Below are 16,072 nucleotides of genomic sequence, written 5' to 3'. Positions count from 1 at the left end.
CCCGACTGGCAACACCGATACAACGAGGGCGCGCCCTACTCCCCCCACCGCCACCCCGGGCACCCCCCCGGCCCGCCGGCCCCCCCGGGCGGGGGCCCCGGCGGCCGGTGTGTTGTGTCCGGGTACCCCGTCACCCGGGCACGTGGCAGTCGAACGCGTGCAGATACGGGTTGACCGGTTGGATGTCGTCCACCAGCAGGCCCGCCGAGGTCAGCCTGCTCACCATGGAGTCGGTGGTGTGCTTGGCCCCGCCGACGTTGAGGAGCAGCAGCAGGTCCATGGCGGTGCTGAAGCGCATCGAGGGGGTGTCGTCGACCAGGTTCTCGATGACGACGACCCGGGTGCCGGGGCCGCCCGCCTCGACGACGTTGCGCAGCAGCCGGGCCGTGCTCTCGTCGTCCCACTCCAGGATGTTCTTGATGATGTAGACGTCGGCCTGGACTGGGATCGCCTCCCGGACGTCGCCGGGCACGATCCGCGCGCGCTCAGCGAGGTCGCCGCCCTCGCGCAGCCGGGGCAGCGCGTTGTCGACCACCCGGGGCAGGTCGAGCAGACTGCCCTGCATCACCGGGTACTTGTCCAGCAGGCACGCCACCACGTGTCCCTGGCCGCCGCCGACGTCCGCGACCGACTTCGCCGCGGACAGGTCCAGCAGGGCCGCGACCTCCCGTGCCGACTGCTCGCTGGAGCGGGTCATCGCCTGGTTGAAGACGTCCGCCGACTGTGGGGCGTCCTCGTTGAGGTAGGTGAAGAACTCCTTGCCGTAGAGGTCCTCCACGACGTTCTTGCCGGTGCGCACCGCCTCGTCGAGCCGGGGCCAGGCGTCCCAGGTCCACGCTTCGGTGGTCCACAGGGCGATGGCGCGCAGGCTGTTCGGGTCGTCCTCGCGCAGCAGCCGGGACATGTCGGTGTGCGCGAACGTGCCGTCCTGCTGCTCGGCGAAGACGCCGTAGCAGGACAGGGCGCGCAGCAGCCGGCGCAGCGGCTTCGGTTCGGCCTTCACTGCGGCCGCGAGGTCCTCGACGGTCATCGGGGTGCCGTCGAGGGCGTCGGCCACGCCCAGCCGGGCGGCGGCCCGGACTGCGGCGGCACAGGCCGCGCCGAACGCGAGTTCGCGCAGCCGCATGGGTGGCGGTGGGGCTGTTTCAGCGGACTTCATCTGCCGCCCTCTCTCTTTCTTCGGTCTGCGTCGGTCCAGCAGGGGCAGTGGTCGGGCGGTCAGCACAGGCCCGCGGGCTGGGAGGCCCGGCAGGAGTTGCGCACGAAGTCGTTGTTCTTGCCGGTGTCCGTGTTCACGAGGTCGGCCGGGGAGTTGTTCTCCACCGCGTTCTCGTCGATACGGTTCGCGTCGCTGGTCACGCCGACGAAGCTCTTGAAGAGCACGATGCCGCCGGACAGCGGGGAGGTGCCTGCGTTGCGGGCGACCAGGTTCCCGGTCACCCGGGTCTTCTCGGTCCCCGTCAGGACGATGCCGGAGCCCTGCAGCGCGGGCAGCCGCTCCGTCTTCGGGCAGGACTTGTTGTTCTCGGTGACCCGGTTCGCGGTCACGGTCAGGTCGCCGGCCTTGGGCCGGTTCTCGTCGCCGACGACGAACACCCCGGCGCAGTTGCCGGTGACGTAGTTCGCCTGGACGGTGAGGTTGCGCAGCCGGCGCACGGTGATGCCGATCCGGTTGTTCTCCAGGCGGTTGTGCTCGACCAGCGTCTGCCCGGCGTCGTAGGCGCCCGCCTCCTCCTTGACGGTGTTGGCGAGGAAGATGCCGGCGTCGCCGTTGTCGTGGGCGTAGTTGCCCTGGATGACCCCGTGCACGGAGCGCTCCTGGGCGATGCCCCACACGCCGTTCTTGTAGGCGTACACCCTGCGTACGGTCATGGTGTCCGTCGCCATGCCGAAGACGCCGGTCCGGCTGAAGCCGGTCACCGCCAGGTCGGCGACCGTGACGTTCTCGACGTTCCTGGTCTTGGTGCCCACCACACAGATGCCGTTGCCGCCCTCGGCGCAGCTGTCGGCGGCCTTCGGCGCGGCCTTCGCAGCTGCCGTCGGCGCGGCCGTCGTGGCGGCCGGCTCGATCACCGTCGCGGCGCCCATGCCCCGCAGCGTCACACCGGGAGTGCTGATCTCGACGCTCTCGTGGTAGGTGCCGGCGAGCACCAGAACGGTGTCCCCGGTCCGTGCGGCGTCCACCGCCTTCTGGATCGATTCTCCCGGGCGGACCACCAGGGTCGTGTGGGCGGCCGCCGCGGGGGTGGCCGCACCCAGACCCGTACCGACGAGGGCGGCGGTGCACGCAAGGTATGCGATGTGACATCTGTTCATATCGCGTACGCTATGACCGATTAATCCCTTCGTCGGTCGGATAGGCCATCCGGTGGCGTGTCAGAGACGGCGCAGCCCCCGGCCTCGCGCGCATCCGGCGGGGCGGCCGGCCTGCGGCCCCCGTCGAGCCCTTGAATTTCTCGTGAGAAGCGGAGGGCCCACCAGGCACCCCGATCACTTTGCCGACCATACTGACGTCTGTGGACCGGGTCATCCGATTGCGGAGTTGGCCCGGGGCGGTCACGGACTATGTCCGCAGCGCCCCGGGCACCTACGTCTGGCTGCTGATCCTGTTCGTCACCACCGTCGCCCTGCACCACATGACGCCGGACTTCGAGCAGGACTTCCTGCGCCAGCGCTCCACCAACATCCACGAACTGTCACGGAACCCCGTCCGGGTGCTGATCACCAGCGCGATGTGGATCGACGGCGGGCACTGGGTGCCGTACGCGGTCCTGTACACGGTCTTCCACGCGCAGGCCGAACGCTGGCTCGGCACCCTGCGCTGGCTCGCGGTGTGCGTGGCCGCGCACGCGCTCGCCACGCTGATCAGCGAGTTGGCCCTGCTCATGGCGATCCGCAACGGTCATGCCCCGCACTCGGCGGTCAACACCCTGGACATCGGGGTGAGTTACGCGCTGGCGGGTGTGATCGCGGTGCTCGCCTACCGGATCGCGCCGCCCTGGCGCTACCTGTACCTGGTGGCCGTGTTCGCCTTCTACACGGTCCCGCTCGCCACCAGCCGCACCTTCACCGACTTCGGGCACTTCCTGTCCGTACTGATCGGGCTGGGGTGCTATCCGCTGGTCAGAGGCTGCGGAAAAGCATGGAATCCGAAGGAGACACTGACCGCGCTGTGGGTTAACGTCCGCGCATGAGCAGCTCGGCAAGCAGTGTCGTCAACGGCGGCATCTCCTTCTGGTACGCGGACGACGGCCTCCCGGTGGAACGGGAGCCGCTGCCCGGGGACGCGACGGCCGACGTGGTGATCGTCGGCGGCGGATACACGGGGCTGTGGACCGCGTACTACCTGAAGAAGGCCGCCCCGTTCCTGCGGATCACCGTCCTGGAGCAGAAGTTCTGCGGCTACGGCGCCTCCGGCCGCAACGGCGGCTGGCTGTACAACGGCATCGCGGGCCGTGACCGGTACGCGAAGCTGCACGGCCGCGAGGCCGCCGTGCGCCTGCAGAAGGCGATGAACGACACCGTCGCCGAGGTCGTCGCGGTCACCGAGGCGGAGGACATCGACGCCGATGTCCACCGGGGCGGGGTGCTGGAGGTGGCGACCACACCCGCACAGCTCGCCCGGCTCAGGGCGTTCCACGAGCACGAGCTGTCCTACGGCGAGACGGACCGCGAGCTGTACGGCGCCCGGCAGACCGCCGAGCGGATCAGGGTGGCCGGCGCGGTCGGCTCGACCTGGACCCCGCACGGCGCCCGGCTCCACCCGGTGAAGCTGGTCAAGGGGCTGGCCGCGGCCGTGGAGGCGCTCGGCGTGACCGTCCACGAGTCGACACCGGTGACCGAGATCCGCCCCAAGCACGCGGTGACGCCGTACGGCACGGTCCGCGCCCCGTACGTCCTGCGCTGCACGGAGGGCTTCACCGCCTCCCTGAAGGGCCAGAAGCGGACCTGGTTGCCGATGAACTCCTCGATGATCGCCACCGAGCCGCTCACCGACGAACAGTGGGCGGCGATCGGCTGGGACGGCCGCGAGACGCTGGGCGACATGGCGCACGCGTACATGTACGCGCAGCGCACGGCCGACGGGCGGATCGCGCTCGGCGGGCGCGGGGTGCCGTACCGCTTCGGCTCGCGCACCGACAACGACGGCCGTACCCAGGACGAGACGATCGAGGCCCTGCGGGAGATTCTGACCCGCTTCTTCCCCGCCCTCGCGGGTCTGCGCGTCGAGCACGCCTGGTCCGGGGTCCTCGGCGTGCCGCGCGACTGGTGCGCCACGGTCACCCTCGACCGGGCCACGGGCCTCGGCTGGGCGGGCGGTTACGTCGGCTCGGGCGTCGCCACCGCCAACCTGGCCGCCCGCACCCTGCGCGACCTCGTCCGGCAGGACTCGGGCCAGGGCGGCCGCACCGAGCTGACCGAACTGCCGTGGGTCGACCACAAGGTCCGCAAGTGGGAGCCGGAACCCTTCCGCTGGCTGGGCGTGCAGGGCATGTACGCCACCTACCGCGCGGCGGACCAGCGCGAGCGCCTCCACCCCGGCACCGAGTCCTCGCGCCTGGCCCGGGTCGCGGACCGGGTGGCGGGCCGCCACTGAGGCATCACGGGTCCCCCGGCCCCCTGGAAACTCGTTGAAGCTGTGTCGTACCTGTGTGCGACCATCACCTCAACTTCCGACCATCCAAGGGGGATTCCTTGTCCGGCGACTCCTGTACGGCGGTGAGACCCGGGCGGCTCACCGCCGCCGCCGTCCTCGTCTCACTGCTCGTCCCGCTGCTGACCCTCACCGGGGCGGGCGCCGCCCGCGCCGACGGCCCGTCGTGCGCGCCGCTCGCTCCCGCGCCGTTCGGCGACCCGGGTGACGCCGCCGCCCAGGCGAGCGTCCCGGCCGACGGCACCGCCTGCTTCACCCTCACCGCCGACGCGCCGGGCCTGCACCTGGTGTCCCTGAAGGACGACAGCGGCGACCTGTACCCGCAGGTCACCGCCGCCGACGGCACTCAACTCGACTGCTACGACAATGAGTACGCGGTCAAGGGCTGGTGCGACCTGCCTTCGGCGGGCACCTACACGCTCAGCATCCGCAACCAGGGCTGGTCGGCGGCTCAGACGCCGGTGACGGTGGTCCCGCTCGCGTCCGTGCAGGGCTGTGCCGATTCCGTGGGCACCGACTGGGACCAGCCCGTGGACAGCCGGACGACGGTGAGCCCCGTCGAGGTCGACTGCCGGCCCTTCGAGGCGAAGCCCGGTGAGCGTATCCGGCTCACCTACGGCTCCAAGGCGTTCGGCTCCTCCCTCGCCTGGATCACCGACGCGACCGGCGCCCGCATCTGCCCGCACTTCCCGCAGGACGGCGAGGACAGCTGTGTCCTGCCCGCCGACGGCAAGGGCCCCTACCGGGTGATCTCCCAGGTGACCCGCACGGAGAAGGGCTTCCCGGCCGAGTACGCGGTGAACGTGCGCCGCCTGAACGACCCGCGGGGCTGCACCCCGGCCCCCGTACGGCCGTACGGGCCCTTGGACGGCCCGGCCGTCACCACCGACCCCTGCTTCACCTTCACCGCCGACAGGGCCGGCCGGTACACCGTCCACCACGTCGGCGAGGACCGCTCCACCGGCCCGGTGCGGGTGTACGACGCCGGAGGCAGGACCGTGTGCCGGTCGGGCACCGACCCGTGCCGGGTGCCCTCCGCCGGCACGTACACCGCGATCCTCGACGGCTCCTACCCCTACCCGGGCTCCCGCGAGGGTCTCGTCGTCCTCGACCGCGCCTCCGACGCCGGGTGCGCGGCGACCGGGACCGGGCTGCACAAGGGCGAGTTGAGCACGGTCGGCCAGTACGACTGCCTGGCCCTGTCCGCCCCGCAGGGCGCCCGGATCGCCGCGCTCACCCCGCTCGCCTCCTCCGGGGTGGACACCGACGTGGAGGTACTGGACCGGGACGGCACCGAGCAGTGCGACGCCGCGAGCCTGTCCACCGGCGACTGCGCGCTCACCGGTACGGCGCCCTTCCGCGCTCTGGTCCACACCGAGGACGGCGGCGAGGGCGCGACCGGCCCGTACGCGGTCGCCCTGCACCGCACGGACGCCGCGAACGACTGCCCCGTCCTGCCCGCCGGCAGCTTCACCGCCGACGGTGCGAAGGCCACGCTCACCACGGGCGACGGCGTCTTCGCGCACTGCCTGAGCATCCCGGCCGACGCCCACACGAGCGCGGAGGTCCTTCAGCTGACCGCCACCTCCGGCGGCGTACCCGCGAAGTTCTCGGTGCTGGACTCCACCGGCAAGAAGGTCTGCGACCGCTCGGCCACCACCAGCGGCTGGACCCTCTGCCCGCTGACCCCGGGCAGCGCCCACACCGTGCTGGTCACCGGCCGCGACCAGGCCGCCGCCTACACCCTCACCCGCCGCGACGTCACCGCGACCGCCGGCTCGGCGGGCTGCACCAGGACCGCCGCGGCCAAGGTGGGCGGACCGTCGGTGAAGGGCACGTACGGTGCCCCCGGCACCCTGAACTGTGCGCAGGTCACCACCGACGCGGCCACCGACGTCCTGCACGTCGACGTCCGGGATCCGCTGGGTACCGCCAACATCGCCGTCCTCGGCGGTGACGGGAGCACCGAGTGCTCCTTCCGCAACCGCTCCTGCGCGGTCACCGGCTCCACCACCCACCAGGTCCTCGTCCAGACCCCGGCGAACCTGACGGCCTCGCCCGAGTACCACCTGGACGCCCTGCGCATCGCCACCGCCGACGGACCTGCGCCCGAGTGCGCCAAGGTGCCGTCCGTCGCGTTCGGGTACGGGCCCGTCACCGGCACGCTCGACGAGTCGCACACCGCCGTGTGCGCAGCACTGCCGACCGCCGGCTTCGACCGTTTCGACGTCAAGGACACCACCGGCGCCACCACCACGGCGGTGCCCGCGCTGTACAACACGTCCACCTGGAACAACGGTTGCACGTACCACAGCTCGGGGGACTACGACTGTGCGGTGCTCGGCTCGTCGTCGGCGGCCACCCCGACGGTGCTCGTCCTCGGTCTCCCCGAGAAGGCGTCCAGCACCTCCTACAGCGCCAGGCTGACCTGCTCCTCCTCGCCGTGCGGCACGGAGAAGACGTCCGTCACGGCGGTCTCCCCGGACACGGGCGCGAGCGGCCGCAAGGTGCGGCTCACGGTCACCGGCACCGCGCTCGGCCCGGACACGGAGGTCCGGCTGAGCCGGGAGGGCCGGACCATCGGGGCGAAGACGGACTCGGTCGCCGCCGACAACCGCTCGGTGACGGCCACGCTCGACCTGACCGGCGCGGCCCCGGGCAGCTGGAACATCAGTGTGTTCACGGGGTGCTGCGAGTACCAGCGCGGCTCGTTCACCGTGACCGAGCAGCCCCGGCTGCAGAACACGGCCCCGCCCGAGGTGACCGGTACGGCCAAGGTCGGCGCCAAGGTCACGGCCTCGACCGGCAGTTGGTCGGAGCCCCCGTCGTCGTACACCTACCAGTGGAAGGCCGACGGCAAGGCGATCCCCGGGGCGACCTCGTCGTCGTACACCCTCCCGGCCTCCGTGCTGAGCAAGAAGCTCACCGTGACGGTGACCGCCGTCAAGAGCGGCTGGTCCGGCGCTGCGGCGACCTCGCCGGCCGTGACCGTCGCCCGGGGAGACGCGCCCAGGGACACCAAGGCACCGGTGATCAGCGGCACCGCGAAGGTGGGCAGGACGCTGAAGACGTCCGACGGCACCTGGAGCCCGGCGGCCACCTCGTACACGTACCAGTGGTACGCGAACGGCAGGGCGATCAGCGGGGCGACCAGGTCCTCGCTGGTGCTGAAGGCCGCCCAGAAGGGCAAGAAGATCACCGTGAAGGTGATCGCCCACCGCGCCGGCCACAAGGACGGCTCGGCGACGAGCGCACCGGCCGGGGCGGTCACCGGCTGATCCGGCCGGACCGGCACCGGGTCATGGGGGAGGGCGGCCGCCGGCTGCCCTCCCCTCCGGATTTCCGGGCCTGCTGCACGGGACGCCCGCCGGGTCCGGCAGGCCCGGCGGGTCCTGCCGGGCCGGGCGGGTCGGCCGACCGACTCCGGTACCGCTGCCCGGCCCGTGCGCCGTGCCCGGGCGGCCCGGCCGTGACCATCAGGCCCGCGACCGGTCCGGCCAGGAGCACCAAGCCGGTCGCCCACCGGACGGCGACCGTGCAGCCGTGCACGATGCCCTCCGGGACCACGGTGGCCTTCTCGCGTCCGCGGGGTCGCCGCCCTGGGGCGTCATGGCTCCAGCACCACCTTTCCCGTCGTGCCGCGCGTCTGCAGTGCGCGGTGTGCGGCCGCGGCGCCGGAGAGCGGGAAGCGGGTGACGGCGGGGCGCAGGCGGCCCCGGCCGGCCTCGGCGAGGGCGCGCAGTTCGAGCGCGCGCAGCCCTCCCGCCCGCTGGAGCATGGCCGGGCCGAGGACCGACTCGGAGACGCCCTCGACGTGATGGCCCTGCTGTCCCTCCCCGATGCCCTGCGCCGACCAGCCGAAGACGAGGTGCCGGCCGCCGGGCCCGAGCAGGGCGACGGCCTCCCGGGCCACCGCGCCCCCGACGCCGTCGTAGACGAGGGTGGCGGGTCGACCGCCGAGATGGGCGCGGACCTTGGCCGGCCAGGCGGTGTCGGTGTAGTCCACGGCGAGGTCGGCGCCGTTCGCGCGCACGCGGGCGGTCTTCCCCGGCCCGCCCGCCAGGCCGATCACCAGGGCACCGGCGTTCTTCGCGTACTGCACGAGCAGCGTGCCGATGCCGCCCGCGGCGGCCGGTACGACGACCACGTCCTGCGGTCCCGGCTCGGCGAACTGCACGATCCCCAGCGCCGTACGCCCCGTGCCGATCACGGCGACGGCCTCGGCGAAGTCCAGGCTCTCCGGTATCTCGTGCAGACGATCGGCGCCGGTGACGGCGAGTTCGGCGTACCCACCGGGCGCGAAACCCAGATGGGCGACCACCCGCCTGCCGAGCCACGCCCCGTCCACGCCGTCGCCGAGGGCGTCCACGACCCCGGCGACCTCGCGGCCGGGGACGGTGGGCAGCGCGGGCGGTGCGGGCAGCGGGCCGCGCTGTCCCTCGCGCAGGGCGGTGTCCAGGAGATGCACGCCGGCCGCGGCGACCGCGATCCGCACCTCACCCGGGCCCGGGACCGGATCAGCGGTCTCCTCGTAGGTCAGGTTCTCGGCCGGCCCGAAGGCGTGCAGGCGAACGGCATGCATGGGACCCCCAGTGATCAGGTGTGCGTTCTCGGAGGCCAACTCTTCGACCTCAAGCATGCTTGAGGTCAAGGGCGGACCGGCCGAGGATCAGGGCCACCGCGGTGACCGCACTGTTGAAGGACACCTCCGCCAGCACCCCTGGCGCCGCCACCTGGTCGCCCGCGAGGTAGACGCCGTCGCCCCGGTCCACGGCGGGCCGGTCCCGCCAGCTGCTTCCCGGCCGGTCCACAGCCCCCGTACGGCCGTCCGCCACGGCCGCCCGCCGCCAGGTCACCCGCTCCCGCCACCCTCCGAAGGCCAGGTCGAGCAGCTCCTCGGCGCGGGCGACCCCGTCGGCGCGGGTCTCGTCCGGGCCGATCGGGATCTGGCCCTGGACCAGTTGCTCACCGGCGGGCGCGAGGGTGCGGTCCGGGCCGCTGAACCGTTCCAGCCAGCCGGTCGCGTCCAGGTCGGAGACGATGAAGGGGTCCCCGCGGCGGGTGCGCAGCGCGAGGTCGAGCAGCACGGTGCGGCCGCTGGGCCAGGTCAGCGAGTCGTCGCCGAGCAGCCGCCGGGCGGCGGCGAGGGAGGTGGCGACGACCACGGGCCCGTCGGCCGGCAGGTCGTCGACCCGCGCCTGCGTCTCCAGCCGCACGCCGAGGTTCCAGGCCCGTTCGGCCATCCGGTCGATGACGCTCGACCAGCCGCCGCGCGGGTAGTGCGCCTCCGGCGGCAGCTTGGTGGCCCGGCGCAGGCGTTCCTGCACGAAGGCGGCGGACAGCGAGCCGGGGTCGTGGTGGAAGAGGGCGACGGCGGCGTAGTTCGCCGCCGCCCGGGCGGCCTCCGCGCCCGCGATGTCGGTCGCCCAGCTCAGGAAGTCGGAGTCCACGGGGGCCTGGCCGATGCCTGGCCGCAACATCTTGAGCAGGGCGAAGGGCGGGGTGCGGCGCAGGACGCCGTGGTGGCGCAGCCGCAGCCGGGCCGCCTCCAGCGGCGGGAGCGGCGCGAGCGGCCCGATCAGGTTCCGCTGCCTGAGCCAGGTCCAGTGCGGGCCTCCGTTGTAGAGGGCGTGCGGCCCCTCGTTCGTGCGGTACGGCCCCTCGGCGGTGCGGGCCCGGCCGCCCAGGGTGCGGTGGGCCTCGTACACGGTGACCTTGGCGCCTGCCTCGGCGGCGGTGATCGCGGCGGTGAGTCCGGCGAAGCCGCCGCCGACGACGGTGATGCGGTGCATGGGATGCGGTCCCCCTCGGGTCGGTTCACCTGGTCCGTGAGTACGACCGCACCGACCGCCTGAAATGTGACATCGACCGGCCGGGGATGCGGATTTCGCAGGTCGGGACGGATTGTCAGTGGCCGGGTGCAGCATGGGGGCATGGCGAGGAGAGCGACGGGCAAGGGCAGCGGCACGGGCGGGGCGGACGTGAAGGGGGCACGGCGGCCGGAGCTGCGGCTGCCGCCCCTGGAGCCCTGGACGGGCAAGGAGTTGGAGCCGGACGGCGACTACGACGGGCTGGAGTTCCGGGAGACCGACCTGGCCGGTCAGGACGGCGTGGGCGCCCGCTTCATGGACTGTGCGCTGACGGGCTGCGCGGTGGACGAGACGGCACTGGGCCGGGCCCGGGTGCTGGACTCGGTCCTCACCGGCCTGCGGGGCGTCGGGACGAACCTCGCCGAGTCCACTTTCCGCGACGTCGAGTTGATCGACGCCCGCCTCGGCGGCACCCAGCTGCACGGCGCCGTCCTGGAGCGGGTGGTGATCCGGGGCGGCAAGATCGACTATCTCAATCTCCGCGAGGCCCGCCTCAAGGACGTCGTCTTCGAGTCCTGCGTCCTGGTCGAGCCGGACTTCGCCGGTGCCCGTCTGGAGCGGGTGGAGTTCGTCGACTGCGCCCTGAAGGAGGCCGACTTCGGCGGCGCGACCCTGAAGGACGTGGACCTGCGCGGGGCCGCCCCGCTGGAGATCGTGCGCGGTCTGGACCGGCTCTCGGGCGCGGTGATCAGCACGGGGCAACTGCTGGACCTGGCGCCCGTGCTGGCGGGGGAACTGGGGATCAGGGTCGAGTGAAGCGGCACCCGTCCGGCGCCTGCGGACGGGTCGTGCGGGCCGGGGCGGGGGTTGGGGTCGTGCGGGCCGGAGCGGAGGCCGGGGCAGTGGGGGCTGGAGCGGGAGAGCGGGCGGTTCGGGCCGGAGGGCGGGGCCCCAGCCCCCGGCTCACTGCACCCGCGGAAAGCGGGCCTGAAGCGTCCAGATCGCCGGGTTCTCCGCCAGGTCCTCGTGCAGATCGATCAGGTCGGCGAGCAGGTCGTGCAGGAAGTCGCGGGCCTCACGGCGGAGTTCGGTGTGGGAGAAGGTGAGCGGCGGCTCCTCGGCGGGCATCCAGTCGGCCTCGATGTCCACCCAGCCGAAGCGGCGCTCGAAGAGCATCCGGTCGGTGGACTCGGTGAAGTCCAGCTCGGCCTGCTGCGGCCGGGAGGCACGGGAGCCCATCGGATCCCGGTCCAGTTGCTCCGCGATGTCGCACAGCGCCCACGCGAAGTCCAGCACCGGCACCCATCCCCAGGCTGTGGACAGTTCCCGGTCCGTCCCGGTGTCCGCGAGATAGACGTCCCCGCAGAACAGGTCGTGCCGCAGCGCGTGGACGTCCGCACGGCGGTAGTCGGTCTGCGGCGGGTCCGGGAAGCGGTTGGAGAGGGCGTAGCCGATGTCGAGCACGCAGGAGATGGTGTCACGCCGACCGGCCCGGCCTGCCGCGGCCCGGCCCTGCCGCGGTGCGGACCGCCCGCCTAAGATCACTGACATGTCCAGATCCGTGCGCCTTGTCCCGTCCGCCGCCGCCCTGCTCGCCCTCGCCCTCACCGGCACCGCGTGCGAAGGCGGCGTCCACGGCACCCCGGGCGGCTCCGGCGTGCGCGATCCGTACTTCCCGAAGGCGGGCAACGGCGGCTACGACGTCAGCCACTACGCCCTCACCCTCGACTACACCCCCGGCACCCACCGTCTCACCGGCAAGGCGGTCATCACCGCCCGCGCCACCCAGGACCTGACCGCCTTCGACCTCGACCTCGCCGGGCTGGACGTCGACTCGGTCGATGTAGAGGGCAGACGCGCCCTGTGGAACCGCACCGGCCAGGAACTCACCGTCCGCCCCCACGACGACCTCAGCGACGGCGAGACCTTCACCACCACCGTGCGCTACTCGGGCACCCCGAAGACCCTCACCGACCCCGACGGCTCCGAGGAAGGCTGGCTGCGCACCGCCGACGGCGCGCTGGGCCTCGGCGAGCCGGTCGGTTCCATGGCCTGGTTCCCCGGCAACCACCACCCCTCCGACAAGGCGACGTACGACATCACGGTCACCGTCCCGGAGGGCCTCCAGGCCGTCTCCAACGGGGAGTTGACGCGCCAGGACACCAAGGGCGGCCGCACCACCTTCGCCTGGCACACCCCCCAGCCCATGGCGAGCTACGTCGCCACGGTCGCCATCGGCCACTACGACCTCAAGCGCACCACGGGCCCGCACGGCCTGCCGATCATCACCGCCGTCGACCCGACCCAGGCCAAGGCGAGCGCCAAGGTGCTCGCGAAGATCCCCGACATCATCGACTGGGAGGAGACCAACTTCGGGCCGTACCCCTTCTCCTCCACCGGAGCGATCGTCGACCGCCCGGGCGACGCCGGATACGCGCTGGAGACCCAGAACCGGCCCGTCTTCCCGGCCGACCAGCTCGACACCAGCACGCTCGTGCACGAACTCGCCCACCAGTGGTACGGCGACTCGGTCACCCCGAAGTCCTGGCGGGACATGTGGCTCAACGAGGGCTTCGCGACGTACGCGGAGTGGCTGTACAAGGAGGACCACGGCGGCAAGAGCGCACAGAAGACCTTCGACGAGCTGTACGAGGACGACGACGAGGCCGTGTGGGCCTTCCCTCCGGCGAAACCTTCCAGCGCCGCGCACATCTCCGACAGTCCCGTCTACGAGCGCGGCGCGATGGTCCTGCAGAAGATCCGCCAGAAGGTCGGCGACGACACCTTCTACGACATCATCCAGGGCTGGGCCGCCTCCCGCCGGCACGGCAGCGCGAGCACCGCCGACTTCACCGCGTACGTCGAGAAGAAGGCCCCGGACAAGGACTTCAAGAAGATCTGGAAGGACTGGCTGTACGGCGACGGCCGGCCGTCCCGTCCGTGACCGGAGAAGTGGCCGACGGGGAATTCGGATTGACCCCTTCCGGATAAGGGTGCCACGCCGGGGATTTCGCAGGTGTGGGCATGACATCGTCAAGTGCTAAAGTCGGCCAGCTTGATGATCTTGAAAAACCATCATGGATCGACGAGGTGCTCTGGCATGCCCGAAATCCCGGCATGCCCGCAACTCGTATGACGGAGGGGATCTTTGTGAAGAGGAAAATGGCCAAGGCGCTCCTGGTCGCCACGGCAGTGCCCGCCCTGCTCGTCTCCACGTCCGTGGCCGCGTCCGCGGACGGCTGGGTGACGTGGAAGAACCAGAAGTCCGGCTATTACCTCACGGCCAACAGCGGTGGCACCGTCAAGGGCAACTGGGCCATGCCCGGGGTGAACGAGACCGAATACCAGTGGTACGACACCTCGAACAGCGACGGCAGCTACAACGAGTCCAACGGCTATGGCATGTGCCTCGTCGGCTACTACCGGCAGGTGTACACCGAGGGCTGCAACAGCCGGCGTGACCAGACGAACTGGTGGCAGCGGTGGTACGAGATCTCGACGTCGTCGGGCTGGAAGCTGAAGAACCGCCAGACCGGCTGGATCCTGGACGACGAGGGCCACGGCGGCATCTACGCCAACTCCACCGACTACAACAACTCCAACCAGCGCTGGAAGTAATGTCCACGCACAGGGCCCGCCGTTATGTTCGGCGGGCCCTGTTCCCGTGGTGCTGAATCGGCGACCGCTTCTCAGACGCCGGCCCTGATGATTTTCCCGGCCGATTCCACCTTCTGCCGCTGGGTACGCCGCGCGTCCTGCAGCTGCTTCGCCCGCTGCCCGATGATCTCCCGCTCGTAGGCGGCGGAAACCAGTGCGGCGGTCTGCAGGTACTGGGCCTTCCGCTTGCATTCGACGTCCGTGACGGCGGCCGCGATCTCGGCGGGGGAGGGCGGAGGCAGGGTCGCCCCCTTGGGGACGGGCAGGCCCTTGCCGAGGAGGTTCCGGTCGTGCGCGGGGGCCAGCGGGTTGTCGTAGTCGTAGCCCGATTTCTTCATGCAGGCACTCCACTTGGAGACGGCGCCCACGACCCGGCTGTCCTGGAAGGTGGCGTCCAGTGTCTGCGACCTCAGCTGCTGGACGACTCCGAACAAGGTCAACGGGTTCTTGCCGCCGAGTTCCCTGCGCGCCTTCCCCTCGCAGCCGAGTCGGCCGGTCTTCGGGTCGTCGAAATAGGCCCGCTTGACCGCCGGAGTGATGCCGTCAGGAGCCGGTCCACCTCCCGTGGGCTTCTTCTCGGGGAACGGTTCCCGGTACCCGTAGACCTTGACGGCTTTCATGTCGATCACGCCGTAGATCACATAAGGGGCCGTCGGCTCGGGGCCGCCGGCCGGCATGAGCGCCTTGGGGAGCGCCAGTTTCTCGGCGCGCATGCACCGTTGGGCGAGGACGTTCTCGGCGCGGACGATCGTGCTCTCGTCCTTCACGGAGACATAGGCGTCCAATGGCAGGGTCATCGAACCGTCCGGCCGGACGACCGCACCGCCGCCCTTGAAATCGACCGGCTTGGACGGATCGCCGTCCGACGCCGTCACGAGCGGCGGAATCGAGGGCTCCGTACCCGAAAAGCCGGGCGGGGCGGGCTTCTTCGCCGAATCGCCGTTCTCCGCCCCCGAGGAGCTGCTGCATCCCCCGGCCGTGACCACGGCCATCAGCACTGCACCGGCCACCCACAGTGGCCTGGATTTACGTATCGCTCTCATCTTCCCGAAATCGATCCGACGTCATCGGACAGGGCCGGGGGAGACGGGTGCCGGACTCACGGAACGGCCCTCACGGTGGCCGTGCCGGCCACCGGTGTCCGTCCGCGAGGACGCGATATCCAGTTCGGTCTGCACGCCCGGCCCAAGCGCCGGGTCGCCCCCCGAGCAGACCCATGAGTGCCGATTCTGTCAGAGATCGTTTCCCGGCCGGACGCCGGACGATCAAGGTCTTTCACGCGTCGGAGCCCCCGGCCGCACGGCCGGGGGCTCCGAGGCTTCACTGCCGGGGCAGGTGTGCTCAGACGTTCACGCCGAAGTCCTGGGCGATGCCGACCAGGCCCGAGGCGTAGCCCTGGCCCACGGCGCGGAACTTCCACTCCGCGCCGTTGCGGTACAGCTCGCCGAAGACCATGGCCGTCTCGGTGGCGGCGTCCTCGGACAGGTCGTAGCGGGCGATCTCGGCGCCGCCGGCCTGGTTGACGATGCGGATGTAGGCGTTGCGGACCTGGCCGAAGTTCTGGCCGCGGTTCTCGGCGTCGTAGATGGAGACCGGGAAGACGATCTTGTCGATGTCGGCGGGAAGGGCGGCGAGGTTGACGTTGATCGCCTCGTCGTCGCCGGCGCCTTCGCCCGTGCGGTTGTCGCCCGTGTGGACGATCGAGTTGTCCGGGGTCTGCTTGTTGTTGAAGAAGACGAAGTGGGCGTCGGAGTAGACCTTGCCCTGCGTGTTGACCGCGATGGCGGAGGCGTCCAGGTCGAAGTCCGTGCCGGTGGTGGTGCGGACGTCCCAGCCGAGGCCCACGGTGACGGCGGTCAGGCCCGGTGCCTCCTTGGTGAGCGAGACGTTGCCACCCTTGGACAGGCTTACAGCCATGATTGGGAGTCCTTCCCTTTAGGTTTCTGTGCCG

The 16,072-nt window shown here is 71.4% G+C and carries 13 protein-coding genes; 6 read left to right on the top strand and 7 right to left on the bottom strand.

Going from position 1 to position 16,072, the window contains the following annotated elements; all coding sequences use genetic code 11:
- Positions 1 to 130: 130 nt before the first annotated feature.
- Positions 131 to 1,159, bottom strand: a complete 1,029-nt coding sequence (locus AB0H32_RS24435) for a methyltransferase (protein WP_361124267.1) — start codon at positions 1,157 to 1,159, stop codon at positions 131 to 133.
- Positions 1,160 to 1,218: 59 nt separating this feature from the next.
- The gene (locus AB0H32_RS24430; RefSeq protein ID WP_361124265.1) at positions 1,219 to 2,316 is read right to left on the bottom strand and encodes a right-handed parallel beta-helix repeat-containing protein; all 1,098 of its coding nucleotides are present in this window, start codon (positions 2,314 to 2,316) and stop codon (positions 1,219 to 1,221) included.
- 200 nt (positions 2,317 to 2,516) lie between these two features.
- On the opposite strand from AB0H32_RS24430, the gene AB0H32_RS24425 reads away from it, so the two are divergent.
- From AB0H32_RS24425 to AB0H32_RS24415, 3 genes are all read left to right on the top strand, one after another.
- A complete protein-coding gene (locus tag AB0H32_RS24425; protein WP_361124264.1) occupies positions 2,517 to 3,194 on the top strand; it encodes a rhomboid-like protein in 678 nt (225 codons plus the stop codon).
- Positions 3,191 to 4,597 carry an FAD-binding oxidoreductase gene (locus tag AB0H32_RS24420; protein WP_361124262.1) on the top strand — a complete coding sequence of 469 codons (1,407 nt, stop codon included), beginning with the start codon at positions 3,191 to 3,193 and terminating at the stop codon, positions 4,595 to 4,597. The genes AB0H32_RS24425 and AB0H32_RS24420 overlap by 4 nt, the downstream gene beginning before the upstream one ends.
- A gap of 98 nt (positions 4,598 to 4,695) precedes the next feature.
- Positions 4,696 to 7,932, top strand: coding sequence for a Tat pathway signal protein (locus tag AB0H32_RS24415; RefSeq protein ID WP_361124260.1), 3,237 nt, complete (start codon positions 4,696 to 4,698; stop codon positions 7,930 to 7,932).
- 329 nt (positions 7,933 to 8,261) lie between these two features.
- On the opposite strand, the gene AB0H32_RS24410 is transcribed toward AB0H32_RS24415, so the two are convergent.
- Both AB0H32_RS24410 and AB0H32_RS24405 read right to left on the bottom strand, forming a co-directional pair.
- Positions 8,262 to 9,236: a zinc-binding dehydrogenase gene (locus AB0H32_RS24410; RefSeq protein ID WP_361124258.1), complete on the bottom strand. Its 975-nt coding sequence runs from the start codon at positions 9,234 to 9,236 to the stop codon at positions 8,262 to 8,264.
- Positions 9,237 to 9,285: 49 nt separating this feature from the next.
- Positions 9,286 to 10,446: an FAD-dependent oxidoreductase gene (locus tag AB0H32_RS24405; RefSeq protein ID WP_361124256.1), complete on the bottom strand. Its 1,161-nt coding sequence runs from the start codon at positions 10,444 to 10,446 to the stop codon at positions 9,286 to 9,288.
- Between the two features lie 141 nt (positions 10,447 to 10,587).
- Here AB0H32_RS24405 and AB0H32_RS24400 point away from each other — a divergent pair, with 141 nt between their 5' ends.
- Positions 10,588 to 11,280, top strand: a complete 693-nt coding sequence (locus AB0H32_RS24400; protein ID WP_361124254.1) for a pentapeptide repeat-containing protein — start codon at positions 10,588 to 10,590, stop codon at positions 11,278 to 11,280.
- Positions 11,281 to 11,427: 147 nt separating this feature from the next.
- Here the strand turns inward: AB0H32_RS24400 and AB0H32_RS24395 are convergent, their stop codons facing one another.
- Positions 11,428 to 11,928 carry a hypothetical protein gene (locus AB0H32_RS24395; RefSeq protein ID WP_361124271.1) on the bottom strand — a complete coding sequence of 167 codons (501 nt, stop codon included), beginning with the start codon at positions 11,926 to 11,928 and terminating at the stop codon, positions 11,428 to 11,430.
- 85 nt (positions 11,929 to 12,013) lie between these two features.
- Here AB0H32_RS24395 and AB0H32_RS24390 point away from each other — a divergent pair, with 85 nt between their 5' ends.
- Positions 12,014 to 13,408 carry a M1 family metallopeptidase gene (locus AB0H32_RS24390; protein WP_361124252.1) on the top strand — a complete coding sequence of 465 codons (1,395 nt, stop codon included), beginning with the start codon at positions 12,014 to 12,016 and terminating at the stop codon, positions 13,406 to 13,408.
- Positions 13,409 to 13,626: 218 nt separating this feature from the next.
- Positions 13,627 to 14,082, top strand: coding sequence for a hypothetical protein (locus AB0H32_RS24385; RefSeq protein ID WP_361124250.1), 456 nt, complete (start codon positions 13,627 to 13,629; stop codon positions 14,080 to 14,082).
- Positions 14,083 to 14,153: 71 nt separating this feature from the next.
- Here the strand turns inward: AB0H32_RS24385 and AB0H32_RS24380 are convergent, their stop codons facing one another.
- The gene (locus AB0H32_RS24380; RefSeq protein WP_361124248.1) at positions 14,154 to 15,131 is read right to left on the bottom strand and encodes a hypothetical protein; all 978 of its coding nucleotides are present in this window, start codon (positions 15,129 to 15,131) and stop codon (positions 14,154 to 14,156) included.
- 331 nt (positions 15,132 to 15,462) lie between these two features.
- Positions 15,463 to 16,038, bottom strand: coding sequence for a TerD family protein (locus AB0H32_RS24375; RefSeq protein WP_020940795.1), 576 nt, complete (start codon positions 16,036 to 16,038; stop codon positions 15,463 to 15,465).
- Positions 16,039 to 16,072 lie beyond the last annotated feature (34 nt).

Origin of the sequence: Streptomyces sp. NPDC020362 (assembly GCF_040642095.1) — a bacterium.
GTDB lineage: Bacteria > Actinomycetota > Actinomycetes > Streptomycetales > Streptomycetaceae > Streptomyces.
Note: the sequence above shows the minus strand (reverse complement) of the source record. Positions and strands in the feature narration are given on the sequence as shown.